Genomic DNA, 18,525 nt, shown 5'->3' with positions numbered 1-18,525 from the left:
TTTTAATGACGGTACCCTTCAAATCTAGACTCAATAAAAACTATGATATGTAAGGTTCATTCCAATCCGGCGAGGATGAAATGAACAACAATGAAATTAATTATTCCGCTTCAAATGATAATTTTTCAGTAAATGATACTGAAACTCGACTGGTTGAGGTTGTAAAAACTATATCTTGTTTGATTGGTCGGCGCCTAGCGAGGGAGTATTGGAATAATATCTCCGTTGCGAATGATAATAAAATTTCTTCAGACAATAAAATTCACACATCTCATAAATCAAAGGAGGAAAGCTGATATGATCCGCGTTGCGCTGTATGCTCGCTATTCATCGAACAATCAGAGTGAAAACTCGATCAAAGATCAGTTTCGTATCTGCAGCGAACATGCGGAGCGCGAATGCTGGAAGATTGGGGACACCTATGACGATGCCGCCCTCTCGGGTGCGTCTACAATTCTGCGCCCTGGCATCCAGACCCTGTTAAGGGATGCCCAGGCCGGACGGTTCGATATCGTGCTGGCGGAGGCGCTGGATCGTATTTCGCGCGACCAGGCCGACGTTGCCATCGTGTTCAAGAATCTGAAATCCTCTGGTGTGCGGATCGTCACTTTAGCCGAGGGTGAAATCAGCGAACTGCATGTCGGCCTCAAGGGCACGATGAACGCTCTATTTCTCAAAGACCTCGCAGCCAAGACTCATCGCGGGTTGCGGGGCCGTGTGGAGCAAGGCAAGGCTGGCGGCGGCCTGTGTTACGGCTATCGACCGGTCAAAAAGTGGAATGCCGCGGGCGAACCAATCAGGGGGGATCGGGAAATCATTCCCGAGGAATCTGATACTATTCGCCGTATTTTTAGAAAGTTTGCTGCAGGACAAAGCCCCCGGTCGATCGCAGCAGAACTGAACCGGAATGGAGTGCCCGGTCCTGGAGGGCGCGCGTGGGGAGATACCAGTATTAGGGGCCATGTCTCACGTGGGACGGGAATCCTCCATAACGAACTGTATGTGGGCGTGTTGGTCTGGAACCGGCAAAATTTTAGGAAAGCCCCCAGTACCGGTAAGCGCGTCTCGCGACCAAACCCGGAAAGCGAGTGGATCAGGACTGACGTTCCGCACCTGCGGATCGTGGATGACGAGCTGTGGCTGGCGGTCAAAGACCGGCAGAAGGCCATAGCGGCAAAAGTCGGCCCATGTCCGACGAATACGCGGGAAGGCCGCGCGAAAAGACTGCATCTAGCGAACCGGCCTGTTTCCCTCTTTTCCGGGTTGTTATCCTGCGGGTGCTGTGAGGGCAGGGTAGGTATGATCGCCAACAGCCGGTTCGGCTGCCTGAACCACCATAGGCGGGGTACGTGCCGCAATAACCGCACGATCCCGCGCCAGCGGATCGAAGCTCGGGTGTTGGCAGGCCTGAAAGACCGGCTGATGTCGTCCGACAGCTTGGCCGCGGCCGTCCAGGCGTTTGCGGAAGAAGTGAACCGGCTAAACCATGAGCGTCGCGGGCAGGCCGTAGCCGACCGTAAAATACTGGACAAGATCGAGAGCAGCATAAAGTGCATTGTTGTTGCGATTGAGGACGGAATGCATCATTCTTCCATGAAGGCTCGTATGGACGAACTGGAACGCCAGAAAGCAGACATTATGGACCGTCTGGTACAGGCGCCTGCCGATATCCCAGATGTGCATCCAAATATTGCCATTCACTACCAGCGTAACGTAGAGCGGTTCACCGAAGCGCTGGACGACCCGGATGGGGGCATGGAGGCGGCGCAGGCCATTCGCTCGTTGATCGGCGGGATCGTGCTCAAACCCGGCGAGAAGCGAGGCGAGGTTCATATTTCCCTACGCGGTGAACTAATGGGTATCCTCGATTTTTCCTATTTGAATGAAAAAAAAGGGGGAACCCGTTTTATGACAGCGGGGGAAGCGGGCCCCCGCAACCATATAGTAAGTCCTGTCCAGGACACAAAAAACCCGCCCTAATACGTCGGGTTTTTTGTGTCCGAAAAACGGCGCAAGAAACACATAGGAAACAGACGGAAAAGTATCATGACGGGATTTTTTCGGGCTTCACGTCTGCGTGATGGATCGTGATCGGGGCCTTCTGGCCTATCTGGGGTAGCCTGGGGCTACACCAATCGATAGAGACGAATGTCTTGTGGACTTGTGCCGGTGTGTGATCTTGTTAAGCGGCTTTAGCTTCGAAAGCGAGCCGGTTGATGCTGCCGAGATATGAATGGCGTCGTCGCGAGCTGTAGAAGCCGTTGATATATTGGAATATGGCAATGGGGTTGCGCCTGCCGCTTTGTCAGCCATGTTTGTCGCCAGAGCAGTTCGGCCTTTAGGCTCTTGAAGAAGGTCTCGACGGCGGCATTATCAAAGCCGTTTCCGTTTCCGTTTCCGTTGCCGGACATGGACGGGGTCATTTTGTGTTCCGTTAATTTCTGCTGGAAATCATGGGAGCAATATTGGCGCCCGCGATCAGAGTGGAAAATACAGCCGGGCAACGGCGTGCGCAAATGCACTGCCATATCAAGCGCCTTGATGGCACGGTCCTTTTTCATCCGGTTGCGCTGCCCAGCCTATAATGCGTCGGCTGAACAGATCAATGACGACGGCGAGATAGAGCCAACCTTCGTTGGTCCAGATGTAGGTGATATCGCCTGCCCATTCCCGATTGACGGCTTCGGCCAGGAAATCGCCGTCGAGAATGTTTGCGACGAAACCCTGAGTGTGTCGGCTGTCGGTCATGACTTTATGCCGGCGGGTGCGCACGGGGCGGATGCCGTTGAGCTTCATCAGCAGCCCGACACGACGTTCGCCAACATTGAGCCCCGCTTTCCTAGGCTCAGGGCTCATAGCCAGAACATGACGGTTGCGGCGAGGCAGATGGCTGAGAAGAAGACGGTCGGGCATCTGTCGTAGCGGGTTGTGACCCGCCGCCAGTCCTTGAGCCTTCCGAACATGATCTCGATGCGGTTGCGGCGTTTGTATTTTCGCTTGTCGTATTTGACTGGTTTTCCGCGGGATCTTCGCCCCGGAATGCAGGGCCTGATCCCTTTCTCTTCCAGGGCGTCCCTTAACCAGTCGGCGTCATAACCTCGGTCCGCCAGCATCCACTGTGCTGCAGGAAGATTGTCCAGCAGAGCAGCGGCACCGGTATAATCGCTGATCTGTCCCGCCGTCATGAAGAAGCTCAGCGGTCGCCCGTTTTGATCCGTAATCGCATGCATCTTCGTATTCATGCCATCTTTTGTCCGTCCGATCAGACGACCTGGATCCCCTTTTTTAGCCGCAGGCTTGAGTCGTACGGTGCGCTTTGAGATACGTTGCATCAATCATGATCGTCTGAGGCTCGGCTTTCGCAGCAGACAGGCCCATCCATCATCCGCATGAAAATGCCCATGTCGCCCCAGAGCTTCCAGCGGTTGTACAGCGTCTTGTGTGGACCGTATTCCCGGGGCGCATCACGCCAACGCAAGCCATTACGGTTCACGAAAATGATCCCGCTCAACAGTCGACGGTCATCAACGCGGGGTCTGCCGAGGCTCTTGGGAAAGAACGGCCGCAGATGGTCCATCTGTTCGTCCGTCAGCCAGTACAGGTCGTTCATCTTCAGCCTCCTCACGGAGCCTGAATCAGATTCTTACAAGAAAATCAATGGGTCCTGAGCCTAGCAAAATATCCATTGGGAGGGCGAAGCCTGATCTTTCGCGTGAAAAGAGTCTTCATATCTCAGTGCCGACCGCAGGCAGCGTGAAAGCTCAAGCCGCTGCTTCGGCGGTTTTTATCAGAGAAGCAGCCTGCTCACGCAGCCATACAGATGCCGGGTCACGGTCATTCCGGGCTGACCAGACCATTGAGACTGCCGGTATGCGCAGCTCAAGCGGCACCGGTTGCACCGTCAAACCGAAATGTGCAGCATGCTGATGCGCAATCCGATTGGGAAGCGTCGCCAGAACCGGCGCCGCCGCTGCTGTGGCCAGCGCCGTCAGGAAATCCGATGCCGCCAGAACAACATTCAGTTCCTGACCGATCTGCATCAGCGCGTCTGACAGGCACCCCTGAATGTCGTCCTTTAATGTCACGAGTACATGCGGCAGCGCCAGATAGCTCTCAACGGTGAGGGGCGCTTCCAGACGGATCAGATCAGGATTGAAACAGCAGGCGAGCGACTGTTCGTAGAGCGGCACCCCAAGGTGCCGCTCCAGGCCAAAGTCAAAGCACCCGATTGCGATATCAAGTGCGCCTGTATCTAGCAGGGCATGAACTTCGTTTCTCGGAGACCCTCGCGATAGTAGCCGTATTCCTGGGGCGTGATGCTGCAGATAAGCCGTCAGTCTCGGCATCAGGAAGACTTCAAGTTCGGATGAAAATCCAAAGCGAAAGATCCGCTGTTCCGTTCGGGGATCAAACTGGTCTTCGGCTGTCAGAATACCCTGCGTCTGCCTCAACAGACTATGGATCTGCGGCGCCATCGCAGCCGCCTTGGCGGTCGGCTGCATGATCGCGCCCGTTCGTACCAGAATATCATCGGCTAAAAGATGCCTCAGCGTCGCCAGTGCATGACTCATCGCAGGCTGCTGAATACGCAAACGGCGCGCAGCCTTCGTGACGCTGCGTTCCGAGACGAGCGCATCAAACGCGATCAGAAGATTAAGGTCGAAAGACCGTAAATTGAAGTGATCGATTGGCTTCATTTTTCAGATCGATTTGTATGATGTCTGGCTGCACCCTACCTTCCGATGCAACGCAACACAATCGCTTCGAGGCCAAAAATGACGCCGTCTTTTCAGGTAGGCGATGCCCGCATCACCCGCATCCCCGAACTTCATTGGAACAATGCCGATCCCGGTCACCTGTATCCGGATATTGATGTGGAGACCCTCGCGACATTCGCTCCCAGTTTGACCGCAGGCTCCTATAACGCCGCGACCGGTCTGCTCGCCCAGGGCACCCATGCCTGGCTTGTTCAGCGGCCGGGTCTCACTCTCCTGATTGATACCGCTACCGGCAACGACAAGCCTTTACCCGACGCGCCTGCGCTTGATCATCTCCATACGCCGTTTCTTAAGCGTCTCGCTGATATGGGTGTCCAGCCGGAGCAGGTTGATCTCGTTCTCCATACACACATTCATGCGGATCACGTTGGGTGGAACACTCATCTGCACGATGGAAAATGGGTGCCAACTTTCCCGAATGCACGCCACATCTTCTCGGCGGTCGAAGCACAATATGGGTCCAGCAATGATGGTGTCGACCCGACTCCGGACTTGCCACCTGGTGTGTTGGGCGTGCCCAATCATCGTCCTCTTCCGCGGGTTTATACGGACAGCATTCTCCCAGTCATCGAAGCTGAACTGGCGCAGGCCATCGAGATCGACGGACAGGAAATCGTTCCGGGCTTTTCCTTCCATCCGACCCCGGGCCACAGCATTGATCACGCTTCGATCCGTCTGCAGTCCGGAGGCGAAGAAGCCTGGTTTACGGGAGATGTCATGCATCACCCGTTGCAGGTCTATCGTCCTGATCTGCGATCCGTTTACTGCGAGTTCATCAAGCCTGCCGAGCAGTCGCGTCGATGGTTTCTCGCTCAGGCGGCCGAAAGCGGGAGTTTGTGCTTCACCTCGCATTTTGCAGAAACCGGTGTGGGGCGGGTCAAGCGCCGTGAAGACGGGTTTTCATGGGAATTTGTACAGCCAAATCAGGGAGACATCGGATGACTGACATCGTTACGGAAAATCTGCATATCCCGAGCGATACTGCAGGAATTTCACTCCATCTTCGTCACAAGAGACGCGCGGATCTTCAAGTGTTTGGTCCGGATCGCACCGTCCTCCTGATGCATGGCGCCACATTGCCCGCAGAAAGTCTTTTCGACGTACCCGTTGACGACGGCTCGTTCATGGACAGCCTGGCCCATCAGGGATTTGACGTTTATGCGCTCAATGTACGGGGTTTTGGCGGCTCGACACGTCCGGCCGGCATGGAGGGCGCTCCGGAAGATGCGCCTCCACAGGTCCGGACCGAGACGGCTGTGCGTGACCTGGGATCGGCTGTTGACCATATCCTCGCAGAACACGCCCTTTCTCGCCTGTGCCTGATCGGAATGTCATGGGGCGGAACGGTGACAGGAGCATATACAGCGGCCAATAACGGCAAGATCGAGAAGCTGACACTGATCGCACCGCAATGGATCAACAAGGGGGTTTCCCGACTGGACCCCGGTGGGCCCATTCATGCTTATCGCCGCTTCCACGTTCAGGCGTTTCGTAAGCACTGGCTCGAAGGTGTTTCTGAAGACAAGTGCTCTGAAGTGCTCCCTTCAGGATGGTTCGAGCAGTGGGCCCAGGTCATTCTGGCCAGCGATCCTAAAGAACAGAATGGTATTATTCGTGCACCTGCGGGGGTGATTCAGGATGTCAGAGAGTTCTGGTCTGCTGGAAAGTCCTTCTACGAGCCGGAACACATCACGGTCCCTGTTTTGTTAATTCATGCCGAATGGGACAGGGATGTCACCCTTGAGCAAATGGCAAACCTGTTCCCGCGCTTTCAGAATGCGCCTTTTCGACGCTGGGTCGAAATCGGTGAAGGCACCCACATGGTGATTATGGAACGAAACCGGTGGCAAATCCTTGAGAGCGTCGGAACCTTCTTGGACATTAAGAACCCACTCGACTTTTCGAGGCACTAAAGCCACGCATGGAGAACGCGAAAGGCATGTGATTGATGTTTGTCCTGAGGATTTTCGCTCTGCTATTTCTGAAGAGTCGACATCACTGTGCCTTGGATTGTACGCGGCGACATTGTTGCCTGTGAGGAAGAGGCGCAGGTTGTGGACGGCGTTGATGACCCGGATCATTATAATAGGCAACTCAATTGCGGAGTATGCAGAGGTCATCCAGGTGGCCAGCAATCAGCTTTCGCGCGAGACAGTCGTGAGGAAAGGCCTTGTTCAGGGCAGGGCATCAAAGCAGAGCAACATTTTATGGGGGCTGGTGCCACCTTTTCCAAGAAGAGCGACCTCAAAACCAAAAATGAGAAAGTCTTCACAACACGTTTGAGCAGAATTTCTTTTGAGGGAAAGAGATCTCGGCCAGTTCTTACTCAATGGTTCTCGTCGTAGCGCTGCCGGTTATCGTGAATAACTGGAAGATGAGCGAGTACCCATTGAGCCATTTGTCTTACAGGCTCGGCTAGCGAGCCTCCATGGTCGCTCAATGCATACTCAACCTGTGGAGGCGTCGTAGCACAGATAATACGCTCAACCATACCGACGCGTCCGAGTGCCTTGAGTGTCCGCGTCAGCATTTGCTGTCAGTCACTCATGCGCTTGTAGCTGAAGGGCTGGTCTGACAGGCTGTTTTTGGGGAGCTCCAAGGCCTATGGGGATAGGCCCATTCTCACTTTTCTCAATCGATGCAGAGCGGTCAGACAAGAATGCGATGAAATTTTGCGAGTGTCTCCCTCCTTTGCTTTGCCGTTGTCCAAGAACAGGAATTAACGAAAGAGGGTAAATAATGGGTAATTTTCAGGAAAAGGCGGAAAATTACCTTTTAAGAGCATTAGGGTGTCTTAGCGTAAGAATTTTGGGGCGAACGGCACATTGAGGGTTTTCTACTGTACTCGCCAGTATCCGGCTTACTTTAAGCAGCGGTAAAAAAAACATTACCGCAGCGCTAAAGTTGATCGATACGAGCGTTTTTTTCACGGAAACAGCGTGACAGCTCGGGATTGGTCACTCGACTTTCTACCGAGAGATGAAACGCATTAGCACCCGAGGCCAGCATGACAGCTTTTCCTGCACGACAGTTAGAAAACACCGTCATCAATCCGGACGTTTTTTTGGAAACCGACACAGGCCGTATCTGGACGCCCGAACGAAATGTTCAAGCGTGGCAATGCGCCTTTGCTGCACTCCAACGCCTTCTTTCCACAACTCCCGATGCCACGGTGATCGTCGTCTGCGGTTTGCAAGGGGCAGGAAAATCAACATGGATTGCAACTCAGCTGCCTCAGCGTAAAAAAGTTTACTTCGACGCAGCTCTCCCAGGTGCTCGGCATCGCCAGCCGATCATCGACATTGCCCGCTCAGCCGACGCCATGCTGGAAGCCGTTTGGATCAGGGTTTCTCTCGACACTGCGCTTGCGCAAAACGCGCTGCGGGCTCCCGACAAGCAGGTTCCGGAAAAATCCATACGCTCTGTTCATAACCTGTTCGAGCCGCCAACGATTAAGGAAGGCTTTGAAAGCGTTCGGATCATTGATGTTGCCAACCCATCAGACCACGGAACAAAATACCACGCGGGACGTGCTATGGCAGGCGGAATTTAGTCTATATCGGATTTCGCTGTTGGGTTGAAATGGAGCACGTGGGGCACTCTGATGAATGGAAGCCACATCGAACAACTCTCAGTCAGCTGCATGCAAATGCGCCGTATCCTGCCTCCGCACTGCTCATGAGCAATTTCTTTGTCGGCGCGACTGAGAAACCTTCCCGCAGCTCAGTCCAATCAGTCCGCGGCTCTTGCTGTGGCTATGTGCTCTAGCCTGAGAGCATGCTTGGAAAATCAGCCTGATGTGATTCAAGTGCTGGACGTGGAGGCCAAAGCATAGGGGCCGGCTCGCTAGGATCACCCGTAAGGCGAAACGCTACCCTTCGATTGCGGCATATTCTGCAGTGGGATGCGGCATCTCCCATAAACTAGAGTTATATACGTTATATAAATTTTTCATTTGGCGCTATGTTATATTTGTTGCTCTTCTAAAACGGACAGTTCTTCTGTGGGTTAGGAAATTCCTCTTCCACAGGAACATCTGTGTTCTCAAAGAGGGGGGCGGACGGACATGCGGCATGATAATCCATCCGAAAACCGGGCTTTCGGTTACGGGCTTCAGTTCCGCTATAGGGCGGCTCAATGATAACGCCTGTGACCTCCTTTTCCGTATCTGCATGGGAAACCCGAAGCCGCTCCTTCAGGAAAATCTATTTTCTAGGCAAGGTCGTCGGGGCTTTCTTCCTGTCGAAGGACTGGAAAAAAGCTTGGCCGCTCCTGCTGTTGTGCCTGGGCATCCAGTTCGGTGGCGTTTATCTTTTCGCTATTGAGACTGGCATCAACAAGGCGCTGTTCGATGCGCTTCAGTACAAAAACATTGCAGTCATCCCCCGCTATGCCATCGAGTTCGTGGCAGTCGGCTCACTCGTCTACAGCCTGACTTATTTCGGGGTTTATCTTGAGAACGTTCTCGGGATGCTGTGGCGCAACAAGATCTCGGTCCTGCTGACGGAAGCATGGCTCAGCAATGATCGCTTTTATTTCATAGAGCGGGCTGAACGCGTTGAAAACGCGGATCAGCGTATTGCGGAAGATGTGCGGCTTGTCATCAGCGGCGTGTTCGGCATCTTCATGGGAAGCCTCCGGTCCCTGTATTCCATTGCGATTTTTACCGCGTTACTGGTTCGCAGATCGGCGCCTGTGACATTTCATCTCTTCGGACATGAGATCATAACGCGCTATGATATCGTCCTTGCGGCATATGTGACGTCCATTCTCGCGACCGGGATCATTTTTCGGATCGGCCGCAAGCTGACGCGCCTGAACATGCGCCAGCAGCATTATGAAGGCGATCTGCGCTTCATTCTGGTCTCCGTCCGCAAACACGCTGAGCAGATCGCCTTCATGGCCCGCAGCCGGATCGAGCATCTGCGGATCGTGACGGCTCTTTCCGCGGTGATGCACAACTATTTTGCGCAGCAGCGGATGAGCGTCGTCATTTCCTTCGTCATGCAGATTGTCAGCCATTTCCAGCGCGTTCTGCCACTGGTCCTGACCATTCCGCGTTACATGGCCGGTCGCATGACCTATGGCGACATCATGCAGACGCAGTCGGCGTTCCAGACGCTGAGCTCTTCCCTGACCTGGCTGATGCAGATGTATCCGATGTATTCCGAGACGAATGCATCCTTCGATCGACTGTTTGTCCTGTTTGACGCCATTCAGATGCCCGAGGAAACGGGGATCGCTCTGAGCCATACCGCCTCTGACGACGTTTCCGTCTTGGGTCTGGTGCTGTCTCTTCCCGGTAAGAGCGCTCCTTTGCTGAAGATCGCGCACTGGGAGATCGCGCCGGGCGACAAATGGGTCATCACGGGTGCTTCCGGAAGTGGGAAGAGCACTCTTCTGCGGGCCTTGGCTGGCCTGTGGCGTATCGGGGAGGGGACGATTACCCTTCCGCAGGATGCCCGGATCACGTTTCTGCCGCAGCTGCCTTATCTGCCGCACGGGACCCTTCTGGAACTGATGCTTCAGACGCAGCCGCCGTCCAAAGAGGCCCGCGAACTTTGTGCGGATCTCCTATGCCAGTTCCGCCTCTCCTGGCTCGTGGCCAAGCTGGACATTGGGGGAGACTGGAACCAGCGTCTCTCGCCCGGTGAGCAGCAGCGCTTCGCACTGGCGCGGGCTTTCGTGTCTCCCCCTGACATTCTCATTCTCGATGAGGCCACCTCCGGGCTGGACCAGAACACGGCAAACGCCCTCTACGCCAATCTTCTGGCACGTCCTGATCTGACACTCATCAGTGTGGCGCACACCCCCGATATCGTGCGCCTGCATGACAGGCGCCTGCATATCGCGAACGGGACCGCCACCATTTCTGAAACTGCGCCGACATCGCCAGTTTCTTTCCTCTCTTCAAACAGGAAGCCCTGACATGCTTCATCGCAGCGAGATCGTCCGTCTCCGGCAGGACTTTGAACAGATCGCAGATCAGGCCTTCACCTTCGGGAAGGCTACGGGTGCCGATGATGTGCAGATTTCCCTGCAGGAAACCGAAAACTGGACTGTGGGCGCGCGAAACGGGCAGCCCCTTCAGCGGAACAATTCCATCCGGCGTAATGCGCTGATCAGCGTGATGTGCAAGGGCATCCGGGCTTCCGCCGCCACGACGGATTTTTCACCCGATGCCGTCAGGCGCGCTCTGGATGCTGCGATCGATATCGCCCGGTATGGTGAGCGTGACGATTTTGCAGCGTTTTCCGATGCGTCCGACTACTGCGCCGATGTCCGCGATCTGGACCTTTTTCATACGTGGGGCATCCGCTATCCGGACGCGCTGGCAATGGCGCTTGAAGCGGAGGAGAGCGCGCTCGCTGTTGATCCCTGCATCCAGCAGACGGAAGGCGCGTCCCTGTGGAGCTCGACCGGACTGTCCTTTCTGGCATCGAGCAAAGGTTTCATGGGCGCCATTCCCTGGACCCAGCACGGGATTTCCTGCTCCCCCATCGCCATGCGCGATGGCGCGCGTCAGGTCGAAGGCTGGTCCAGCAGTGAGCGGAGTGCGGAGCAGCTTGAAACGGCAGCGGATGTCGGCCGCATCGCAGGTGAACGTGCGCTCGGCGCCATCTGCGGCCAGCAGATTCCGACTGGCACATATCGCGTCCTGATCGATGCGCCTACGGTCACGGGGCTGCTCGGTGAGTTCATGCGCGCCGTTTCCGGTCCGCTGCTGCGTCAGGGAAACTCGTTCCTTGCCAACACGCTGGGCGAGGCGGTTTTCCCCGAACATGTCAGCATTTCCGAAGATCCTTTTCGTCTGAGAGGGCGCTCCAGCGCGCCTTATGATGCGGACGGGATCGCCGGGACGGTCCGTAACGTGGTGGATCGGGGGGTGCTGCGCGGATATTTTCTGGATCTGTATTCGGCCCGCTCGCTGAAGATGGCGCCGACCGGAAATGGCGGACAGACCTACAACATGGAGATTGCCAGTGCGCTGACAGCCCCCTCCGATACCCTGCAAGAGATGCTCAGGAAGCTCGATACCGGCCTCCTGATCACCCATATGGCCGGTTCGTCAGACCTGACCACCGGAACATTTTCCCGCGCGGTACGGGGGGGCTGGGTGAAAGATGGAAAGATTGTGCATCCGGTTGCCGGGGTCACGGTCGCCTCGAACCTGCGGGAAATGTTCTCGGGTCTCGTCGCGGTCGGTGCGGATACGGTCGAGCGCGGGCCTTTCCGGACGGGATCGTGGCTCCTTGCCGATATGTCCGTCGGGGGGAGCGTCTGAGATGTCAGGTCTTGCGGAAAACAGCATGAAGAGCAGTCGTATTGCAGGCGCGCGTTCCGCCCTTGTGGAGCGCTATGGGCTGGATGAGGCCTTTCTGCGGAAGGTTTCTGAAAACGCGTTGGGGAAATGGGGAGATTTCGCAGATATCTACCTCCAGTCCCGTGCGTCCGAAAACTGGCGGATCGAGAACGGCAAAATCAAGGCCGGGACCTTCGGGATCGATCTCGGATATGGCATGCGCGCGATGCGGGATGCGGAGGTTTCTTTCGCCTCGTCCCAGCGGATTGATCGCGCCGCCATGGAGATGATGGCGCGCCAGTTGACCGAAGGATATGGCGACGCCACCCCGGTCGCGCCGGCTGGTACCATGCAACAAAGCAGTTCCGAACAGGCGGATCTGTACGGGATTGCGGACCCGCTGCTGTCCTGGAATGCGGATCGCAAGATTGCGCTGCTGCGTTCGATCGACGAGCTCGCCCGTTCGCTGGATCCGCGGGTCGTGTCGGTCAATGCCAGCGTGCAGGCCTCGCACGAGACAGTTTGGGTCACGCGGCATGATGGGTTTTCGAGCGGCGATATCCGTCCGCTCGTCAAGCTGGCCGTTGTCGTGACGGTTCTGGCCGATGGTCGCCGTGAAATGTCCGGCTCCGGATTTGGCGGACGTGCCGGATATGAGGTGCTGACCCCTGATGCGGTCGAAATTCTTGTCCGGAAGGTTGTGTCTTCGGCATTGACGAAGCTGGAAGGCCGCCCCGCGCCCGCAGGCCCGATGACTGTAGTCATTGGCGCAGGCTGGAACGGCGTTCTTTTGCATGAGGCGGTTGGCCACGGGCTTGAAGGTGATTTCAACCAGCGTGGCAGTTCGGCCTTCTCAGGGCGGATCGGAGAGCGGATCGCGGCTCCGGGCGTTACGATCCTTGATGATGGCACGGTTCCCGGCGGCCGGGGATCCCTTAACATGGACGATGAGGGTGTCGGGAGCCATCGGACGGTTCTGGTCGAGGACGGTATCCTTCGGGGATACATGCACGATCTGCTGAGTGCGCGGCAGATGGGCTGTGCCCCGACCGGAAATGGCCGCCGCCAGTCCTATGCGTCCCTGCCGCTGCCGCGCATGACGAATACCTACATGGAAGCCGGCACCATGGACCCCGCGGAAATCATCGCATCCGTCGGGCATGGACTTTATGTCGACAACCTTTCCGGCGGTCAGGTGGACGTCACAAGCGGTCGCTTCGTGTTCGAGGCGTCCGAGGCGTTCCTGATCGAAAACGGAAAACTCAGCGCCCCTGTTGTGGGTGCTACGATCCTCGGGAACGGTCCGGATACGCTGCGACAGATCAGCATGATCGGCAGCGACCGGATGCTCGATGGTGGCGTCGGCGTGTGTTCCAAATCCGGTCAGACCCTGCCGGTCGGGGTAGGGCAGCCAACATTGCGCGTGGACGATCTGATCGTGGGCGGGAAGGGATCATGACACCTTTTGCGCACCGAGATCGTCCCGAAAAATCCAGATCCTGAGAAGAGAAGATCCATGAGCACTATCATCGCTGTTACACAAAAAAACTTTGACGATGTCGTCCTGAACTCGGAACTCCCCGTTGTGGTGGACTTCTGGGCACCGTGGTGCGCGCCCTGCAAGCAGTTGATGCCCATTCTGGATGATGCAGCCGAGACGTATGCGGGGGAAGTGGTGGTGGCAAAGATCAACGCCGATGAGAACCCAGAAATCGTCAGCAAATATCATGTTCGTGGCCTGCCCACCGTCGTCCTTTTTTTAGGTGGCGAGGAGCGCGAGCGTTTTGCGGGTCTTCAGACCAAAAGCCGCATTGCTGCTTTCATTGACCGTAACCTCGGGTGCTGACCATGATGCAGTCTTTTCAGGATAATCCGGCGCTCAAGCGCTTCATGCTGCAGAAAGCTCAGGCCTTCCAAGCATCGGGCGATTGGAACAGCCGTCCCGTTTACTGGGATGGGAAAGGTGGAAGTCTGGTCGGTGGTTTGCTGGGGAGCGATGACCTTGATCAGTGGGTTGAGGAGTTCGGCCTGCCGAAATGGATGGCCCTTCTGCTGGATATGGTCGCAGTGACACTGCCTGCCGCTGAAGACGCCAAGGCAGCACAGATCTCTCTGTTGGAAGCGCTGCCGGTGGGTGCGGATCTGAATGCATGTGGCAATGTTGTTCTTATCCATTTCTTGAAAGAGACGGAGACAGATATCGCCTCTCTCTCGGAAAATCACCCTTTGCGCGCTGCCCTGACGGATGTGATGGCGTTGCATGACGCTGAACTGGCAGGAAAATCGCCTCAGCCTGCGGAATGGCGCAAGGCTCGGTCCGAGGCGATTGCTGCAACAGATCAGGCAGTCCCGGACAGTCCGGAAGCCAAGTTCGGGGCGGTGATTGAAGCGGCGGCCTGGAATCCGCGGACATCACGCTCTGTCGTGGCAGATACGTTCCGTTCCTGGATCAATGCGCGCCGGGACGCTGCGGTTCAGCAGAAAGTCGGTGAGCAGGGTCTGATCAGTTTCGAGGAAACCTAGAAGCTTCTCGACAGGATCCACACCGAAGAACGCAAGACAAGAAAAAATCCAAAAGAATTCATTCATGTTTTTGGAATTCTTGAAGAACGTTACCCCAAAGAACATAAGGATATGATGGATTTTCACCGGATCCAGCATGAAGAAGCCAGCAGACAAAGACAGGCGGCGTTTCAGATTATTATTTCCACGCTCCAGAATTCACAGGATCAGGTCCGATGTACATGCTGAAGAGCACCAGCTCTTCAAATCGGCTTCTGGAATTTTTTGAATAAGGACTGAGAATTGCGTGCAACAGGTCCACGCAATCATGGTGGGGTTAATATGAACACTTCGTTGCTAAAGCGAAACGTATCACTGTATGTCACGGCAGGCCTCATGGGGGCTTATGCTCCTGCTTACGCAGCAGAGACGGGGGCTTTGCAGAGCAGCTTCAAGCAGGTTTCTGACACAATCGTCGTGCTGCCCCGACAGTCCCTGAAGAAAACTGTTACAGATATTTCGCTCCGGATGCACGTTCCGGTGACTATTGGGCCGGATTTGCCTGACACGGTCTATGCGGCGCCGGTAAAGTCCCGGATAGCGGGCGAGGCGCTGGAACAGGCCCTCGTTGGAACGGATTATACCATTTATACGGACAAAGCGGGGGCGGTCTATATCCGGCCGGCCAACCGGGAAAGCATGAATGTCCGCGCCAAGCGGAACGAGGCCGAAACACAGTACAATGTGGACTCATCTGCGTCTTCGACAAGAACTGGCGGCTCAATCCGGGATCTACCCCAGTCGTCGCGTACGATCACGAGCGCCCTGATTGCAGACCAGCAGATCCAGACCATCGCGGATGCCATGCGAAACGCCAGCGGCATGACCGTCAACCGCAGCAATCTTCAGGGCTCCAACAGCTATACGGTTCGTGGCTGGACAGCGACCGGCATGACGAACGGCATGCTTGACCCGACAGGCGCCATGCAGCCGACGGCGAATGTCGAACGTGTCGAGGTTCTTAAAGGGCCGGCGGCCCTGCTTTCGGGCGGAAACAACATGGGCGGATCCGTGAATGTGGTCACGAAGAAGCCTGTCGCGGAAAACCTTCTGAATGTTGAGGGAATGTATGGATCCTACAACGATCGGAAATTCACTGTAGACGGCTCCACAGCACTGAACCGCGCCAAGACCTGGAGCGCGCGGATTGTTGGCGATTTTGCGGATCAGAAACTTAACTGGGCCGGATATAAAGGCAGAAAAGAATACTCGGTTGCGCCTTCGGTCAGATTTAAAAATCGTACAATTGACGTGACGGTCGGTGTGGAAAATTCGAAGGTCCGTCAGCCACAGACCGGCTATGCCGTTATCCCCGCCGTAGGGGCGGATCCGCAGATCGTGACTTACGGAAAAGAATACGGTCCCAATAATCAGGGAATTACGGCGTGGAATACGCGGTGGTTCTATGAAACAACCTGGAACATTAATCGCTGGCTGACTTTTGTCAGTCGAAGCCACGTTTCCAATTCGACAACGCTCGTAAACATGTACGGCCCGGCAGCGCATGTTGGTGGGACCAATTACCTAATCATGGAATCAATCGACAAACAGGTTTCAACACAGTACGCAACGGATGATTATTTCCGTGCAAAAGTTCATACTTTTATGCTGAAGCATACGATCTCTGTTGGATTGAATTATTCGGATTATACCGTATCGGATTATGCTCCGAAAGCATCTTTGCTGACCACGTTTACAGTGGCTCCTGTGAACAAGTCACCAAATCTTGCGGGCTTTATTCCGGCTACGGATTTTCAGTACAGCCTCGGGTCTCGCCAGCTCGGTTTTTATGGCCAGGATCTGATAGAGTATGGGCGCTTCCATTTCTTTGGTGCGGTCCGCAATACCAGCTACCGGTCGTGGGGAAATACATCAAACGCCAAAACCATCAGCAAGCTCTCCCCGATTGCCGGTCTCGTTGTCGATATCAACAAACAGATTTCCATCTATGCAAGCTGGACAAAGGGATTCACGCCGAACTTCTCGATCGGCACAGACAATAAACTCCTCCCATCTCAGACAACCACCAACCTCGAAGCCGGTGTTAAGGGGCAATTTTTCAAGAAGAAGCTGGATGTTGTCGCGTCCGTATACCAGCTGGATCAGAGCAACTACCCTATTCTGGCAGCAGGCTCGACCAATCGATATATCGTTCTCCCTGGCATGAGAACGCAGGGTGTGGATATTGATGTCAGCGGTACCATTCTGCCGGGCTGGCAGGTGTCGGGAAGCTTTACATACGCAGGGTTCCGCTTCCTTTCGAACAGCTTGAATAAGTATATTGTGGCTGCACAGCCTAAGGTGAAATACAGCCTCTTTACCAGCTACACACTGCAAAGCGGTTTTCTTAAAAATGCCGGGGTGTCGTTCGGGGTATATGGAAATGGCAGCAGTGCTGCGGTTTCATATTATCCAAAATACATGATTGGAGCTCAGCATGAAATTGATATGAATTTTCTGTATTCGTACAAAAAGCTGAAATTCAATTTCGGGATCACGAATCTTGAAAACAGGAACATTTTCGGGGTTACCAGTACTCCGACTTATGTCTCCGTCAGTGGCCCTCGGATGTTCCGCGGTACGATATCCTATTCGTTCTTCTGATCGAAAGCGGCGGTATATCTTTTCCAAGCGCTTTTGGAGGCTTTGTCATGAAGCTTGCAAAAGCGCCTGATAACGGGAACAGCGAGAGCCGGTTCCTTCAGGTTTGCAACGATCTTTTCTTCGTTTCCGATGCTCTTGATGAGCAGATGTTGCGTTATAGAATGAGAGATCAGTCCGTCGCCACAAGTACAGGAGCCTGAATTCATGATGTCTAAAGATGAGCCGGACCGCATGTCTCTCAGGCGCCTGAACCTGAATATGCTTTATACGCTGGATGCCATATTGAATACGTCGTCGCTGACAGAGGCCGCCCAGTTAACCCATGTCAGTCAGCCTGCAATCAGTGTTGCTCTAAAAAAGCTGAAAGGTCAGTTGAATGACGATCTCATTATTTATTTAAACGGGAAAAGGGTTCTTACGCCGCTTGCGCAGGGATTGCGAGCCCGGGTCCGAAAGCTCTTGATCGAGGTCGATGAGACCTTGAATTTTCAGGTTACATTTGATCCGCAAACGAGCCGGAAAACGTTTAGGCTGGCAGCTTCCGAAAGTCTGGCCACAATGCTGCTTGGGCGTGTTGTTCCCAAAATGCTGTCTGAAGCGCGTGATATCAGTGTTGTGGTCTCTACATTAAACAGGACAACACATGCGGACCTGTTTGAAACAGGGGTAGATCTGATAATTTCACCTGAAGCTCTGGTAGATCACAAGTTTCCATCAACGGAACTCATGAAAGATCGCCTGTCGTGCATGGTTTGGGATGAGCATCCTTCCATAAAATCCACGATCAGCATGGAGCAGTATCTTGATGCGCGTCATGCAGCAGTCTCTGAAACATCTAACTTCAATGTCGTGCCGCAGGAAATTTTTTCCAAAATGCGCGTCTCAGCCACTACAGGGCGATATGGAACGCTGGCGGAACTTATTATCGGTACTGATCTGATCGCTACAGGCAGTAGCTGGGTTCTGCAATATTACGCCTCCAGATTTCCTGTAAAGGTTTTGAAATTGCCATTTGCAACAATGGAAACCCCAATTTATGTGCAATGGCCTTCTCATTTGACTAATGATCCAGCTCATATGTGGCTCATGAGATACCTCAATGATTTCGCAGAGCCTCACCGAATTGCGCATACAACGTTCATGAAGAAATAGAAATCTAAATATTTATCAAGAAATATTCAGGAATTTCATATAATGAATAACGGAATTGTTAAATTATTTCGTATGGCTTTCGCTTGTGCGGGGTTTGCAAGTATTTCGACTGCGTCCCCAGCCATG

General features: G+C 54.6%; 14 protein-coding genes and 2 pseudogenes. 12 read left to right on the top strand and 4 right to left on the bottom strand.

Annotation, left to right across the window (positions count from 1 at the left end; translation table 11 throughout):
* Window positions 1-297: 297 nt before the first annotated feature.
* Window positions 298-1,980 (top strand): recombinase family protein, encoded by a 1,683-nt coding sequence (locus tag KP707_RS11085; RefSeq protein WP_215751836.1) that lies wholly within the window; start codon window positions 298-300, stop codon window positions 1,978-1,980.
* Between the two features lie 202 nt (window positions 1,981-2,182).
* On the opposite strand, the pseudogene KP707_RS16840 reads toward KP707_RS11085, so the two are convergent.
* The 3 genes and pseudogenes from KP707_RS16840 to KP707_RS11065 all read right to left on the bottom strand — a co-directional run.
* Window positions 2,183-2,847 (bottom strand): annotated as a pseudogene (locus KP707_RS16840) (IS3 family transposase); the annotation flags it as partial.
* 5 nt (window positions 2,848-2,852) lie between these two features.
* Window positions 2,853-3,610 (bottom strand): annotated as a pseudogene (locus tag KP707_RS11070) (IS5 family transposase).
* A gap of 151 nt (window positions 3,611-3,761) precedes the next feature.
* A complete protein-coding gene (locus KP707_RS11065; protein WP_215751839.1) occupies window positions 3,762-4,697 on the bottom strand; it encodes a LysR family transcriptional regulator in 936 nt (311 codons plus the stop codon).
* A gap of 78 nt (window positions 4,698-4,775) precedes the next feature.
* On the opposite strand from KP707_RS11065, the gene KP707_RS11060 reads away from it, so the two are divergent.
* Together KP707_RS11060 and KP707_RS11055 are read left to right on the top strand one after the other, a co-directional pair.
* Entirely contained in the window at window positions 4,776-5,720 is a 945-nt protein-coding gene (locus KP707_RS11060) for an MBL fold metallo-hydrolase (RefSeq protein ID WP_252348858.1), read from the top strand.
* Window positions 5,717-6,691, top strand: coding sequence for an alpha/beta hydrolase (locus tag KP707_RS11055; RefSeq protein ID WP_215751841.1), 975 nt, complete (start codon window positions 5,717-5,719; stop codon window positions 6,689-6,691). The genes KP707_RS11060 and KP707_RS11055 overlap by 4 nt, the downstream gene beginning before the upstream one ends.
* A gap of 413 nt (window positions 6,692-7,104) precedes the next feature.
* On the opposite strand, the gene KP707_RS11050 is transcribed toward KP707_RS11055, so the two are convergent.
* Window positions 7,105-7,308, bottom strand: a complete 204-nt coding sequence (locus tag KP707_RS11050; RefSeq protein WP_215751842.1) for a helix-turn-helix domain-containing protein — start codon at window positions 7,306-7,308, stop codon at window positions 7,105-7,107.
* A 477-nt stretch (window positions 7,309-7,785) separates the two neighbouring features.
* On the opposite strand from KP707_RS11050, the gene KP707_RS11045 reads away from it, so the two are divergent.
* From KP707_RS11045 to KP707_RS11005, 9 genes are all read left to right on the top strand, one after another.
* Window positions 7,786-8,331 carry a hypothetical protein gene (locus KP707_RS11045; RefSeq protein WP_215751843.1) on the top strand — a complete coding sequence of 182 codons (546 nt, stop codon included), beginning with the start codon at window positions 7,786-7,788 and terminating at the stop codon, window positions 8,329-8,331.
* A gap of 596 nt (window positions 8,332-8,927) precedes the next feature.
* Window positions 8,928-10,706 (top strand): ATP-binding cassette domain-containing protein, encoded by a 1,779-nt coding sequence (locus KP707_RS11040; protein ID WP_215751844.1) that lies wholly within the window; start codon window positions 8,928-8,930, stop codon window positions 10,704-10,706.
* 1 nt (window position 10,707) lies between these two features.
* On the top strand, window positions 10,708-12,063 hold the full coding sequence (locus KP707_RS11035; RefSeq protein WP_215751845.1) for a TldD/PmbA family protein: 1,356 nt from the start codon (window positions 10,708-10,710) through the stop codon (window positions 12,061-12,063).
* A gap of 25 nt (window positions 12,064-12,088) precedes the next feature.
* The gene (locus KP707_RS11030) at window positions 12,089-13,540 is read left to right on the top strand and encodes a metallopeptidase TldD-related protein (RefSeq protein ID WP_215751846.1); all 1,452 of its coding nucleotides are present in this window, start codon (window positions 12,089-12,091) and stop codon (window positions 13,538-13,540) included.
* Between the two features lie 57 nt (window positions 13,541-13,597).
* Window positions 13,598-13,927, top strand: a complete 330-nt coding sequence (gene trxA / locus KP707_RS11025; RefSeq protein WP_215751847.1) for a thioredoxin — start codon at window positions 13,598-13,600, stop codon at window positions 13,925-13,927.
* 2 nt (window positions 13,928-13,929) lie between these two features.
* A complete protein-coding gene (locus KP707_RS11020) occupies window positions 13,930-14,604 on the top strand; it encodes a hypothetical protein (RefSeq protein ID WP_215751848.1) in 675 nt (224 codons plus the stop codon).
* A gap of 321 nt (window positions 14,605-14,925) precedes the next feature.
* Window positions 14,926-17,247 carry a TonB-dependent siderophore receptor gene (locus tag KP707_RS11015; protein WP_215751849.1) on the top strand — a complete coding sequence of 774 codons (2,322 nt, stop codon included), beginning with the start codon at window positions 14,926-14,928 and terminating at the stop codon, window positions 17,245-17,247.
* Window positions 17,248-17,294: 47 nt separating this feature from the next.
* On the top strand, window positions 17,295-17,447 hold the full coding sequence (locus tag KP707_RS11010) for a hypothetical protein (protein ID WP_215751850.1): 153 nt from the start codon (window positions 17,295-17,297) through the stop codon (window positions 17,445-17,447).
* A gap of 58 nt (window positions 17,448-17,505) precedes the next feature.
* Window positions 17,506-18,399: a LysR family transcriptional regulator gene (locus tag KP707_RS11005; RefSeq protein ID WP_215751851.1), complete on the top strand. Its 894-nt coding sequence runs from the start codon at window positions 17,506-17,508 to the stop codon at window positions 18,397-18,399.
* Window positions 18,400-18,525 lie beyond the last annotated feature (126 nt).

The sequence above is a fragment of the Gluconobacter sp. P5E10 genome, from assembly GCF_018812145.1.
Lineage (GTDB): Bacteria > Pseudomonadota > Alphaproteobacteria > Acetobacterales > Acetobacteraceae > Gluconobacter > Gluconobacter cerinus.
The sequence above is the reverse complement of the archived record's forward strand: the minus strand, read 5'-3'. Positions and strand labels throughout refer to the sequence as shown.

Excerpts from the sequence above, each read along its gene's own strand:
- KP707_RS11015 (WP_215751849.1), top strand. The coding sequence starts at position 14,926 with ATGAACACTTCGTTGCTAAAGCGAAACGTATCACTGTATGTCACGGCA.
- KP707_RS11045 (WP_215751843.1), top strand. The coding sequence starts at position 7,786 with ATGACAGCTTTTCCTGCACGACAGTTAGAAAACACCGTCATCAATCCG.
- KP707_RS11050 (WP_215751842.1), bottom strand. The coding sequence starts at position 7,308 with ATGCTGACGCGGACACTCAAGGCACTCGGACGCGTCGGTATGGTTGAG.
- KP707_RS11010 (WP_215751850.1), top strand. The coding sequence starts at position 17,295 with ATGAAGCTTGCAAAAGCGCCTGATAACGGGAACAGCGAGAGCCGGTTC.
- KP707_RS11055 (WP_215751841.1), top strand. The coding sequence starts at position 5,717 with ATGACTGACATCGTTACGGAAAATCTGCATATCCCGAGCGATACTGCA.
- KP707_RS11035 (WP_215751845.1), top strand. The coding sequence starts at position 10,708 with ATGCTTCATCGCAGCGAGATCGTCCGTCTCCGGCAGGACTTTGAACAG.
- KP707_RS11065 (WP_215751839.1), bottom strand. The coding sequence starts at position 4,697 with ATGAAGCCAATCGATCACTTCAATTTACGGTCTTTCGACCTTAATCTT.
- KP707_RS11060 (WP_252348858.1), top strand. The coding sequence starts at position 4,776 with ATGACGCCGTCTTTTCAGGTAGGCGATGCCCGCATCACCCGCATCCCC.
- KP707_RS11085 (WP_215751836.1), top strand. The coding sequence starts at position 298 with ATGATCCGCGTTGCGCTGTATGCTCGCTATTCATCGAACAATCAGAGT.
- KP707_RS11005 (WP_215751851.1), top strand. The coding sequence starts at position 17,506 with ATGCTTTATACGCTGGATGCCATATTGAATACGTCGTCGCTGACAGAG.
- trxA (WP_215751847.1), top strand. The coding sequence starts at position 13,598 with ATGAGCACTATCATCGCTGTTACACAAAAAAACTTTGACGATGTCGTC.
- KP707_RS11030 (WP_215751846.1), top strand. The coding sequence starts at position 12,089 with ATGAAGAGCAGTCGTATTGCAGGCGCGCGTTCCGCCCTTGTGGAGCGC.
- KP707_RS11020 (WP_215751848.1), top strand. The coding sequence starts at position 13,930 with ATGATGCAGTCTTTTCAGGATAATCCGGCGCTCAAGCGCTTCATGCTG.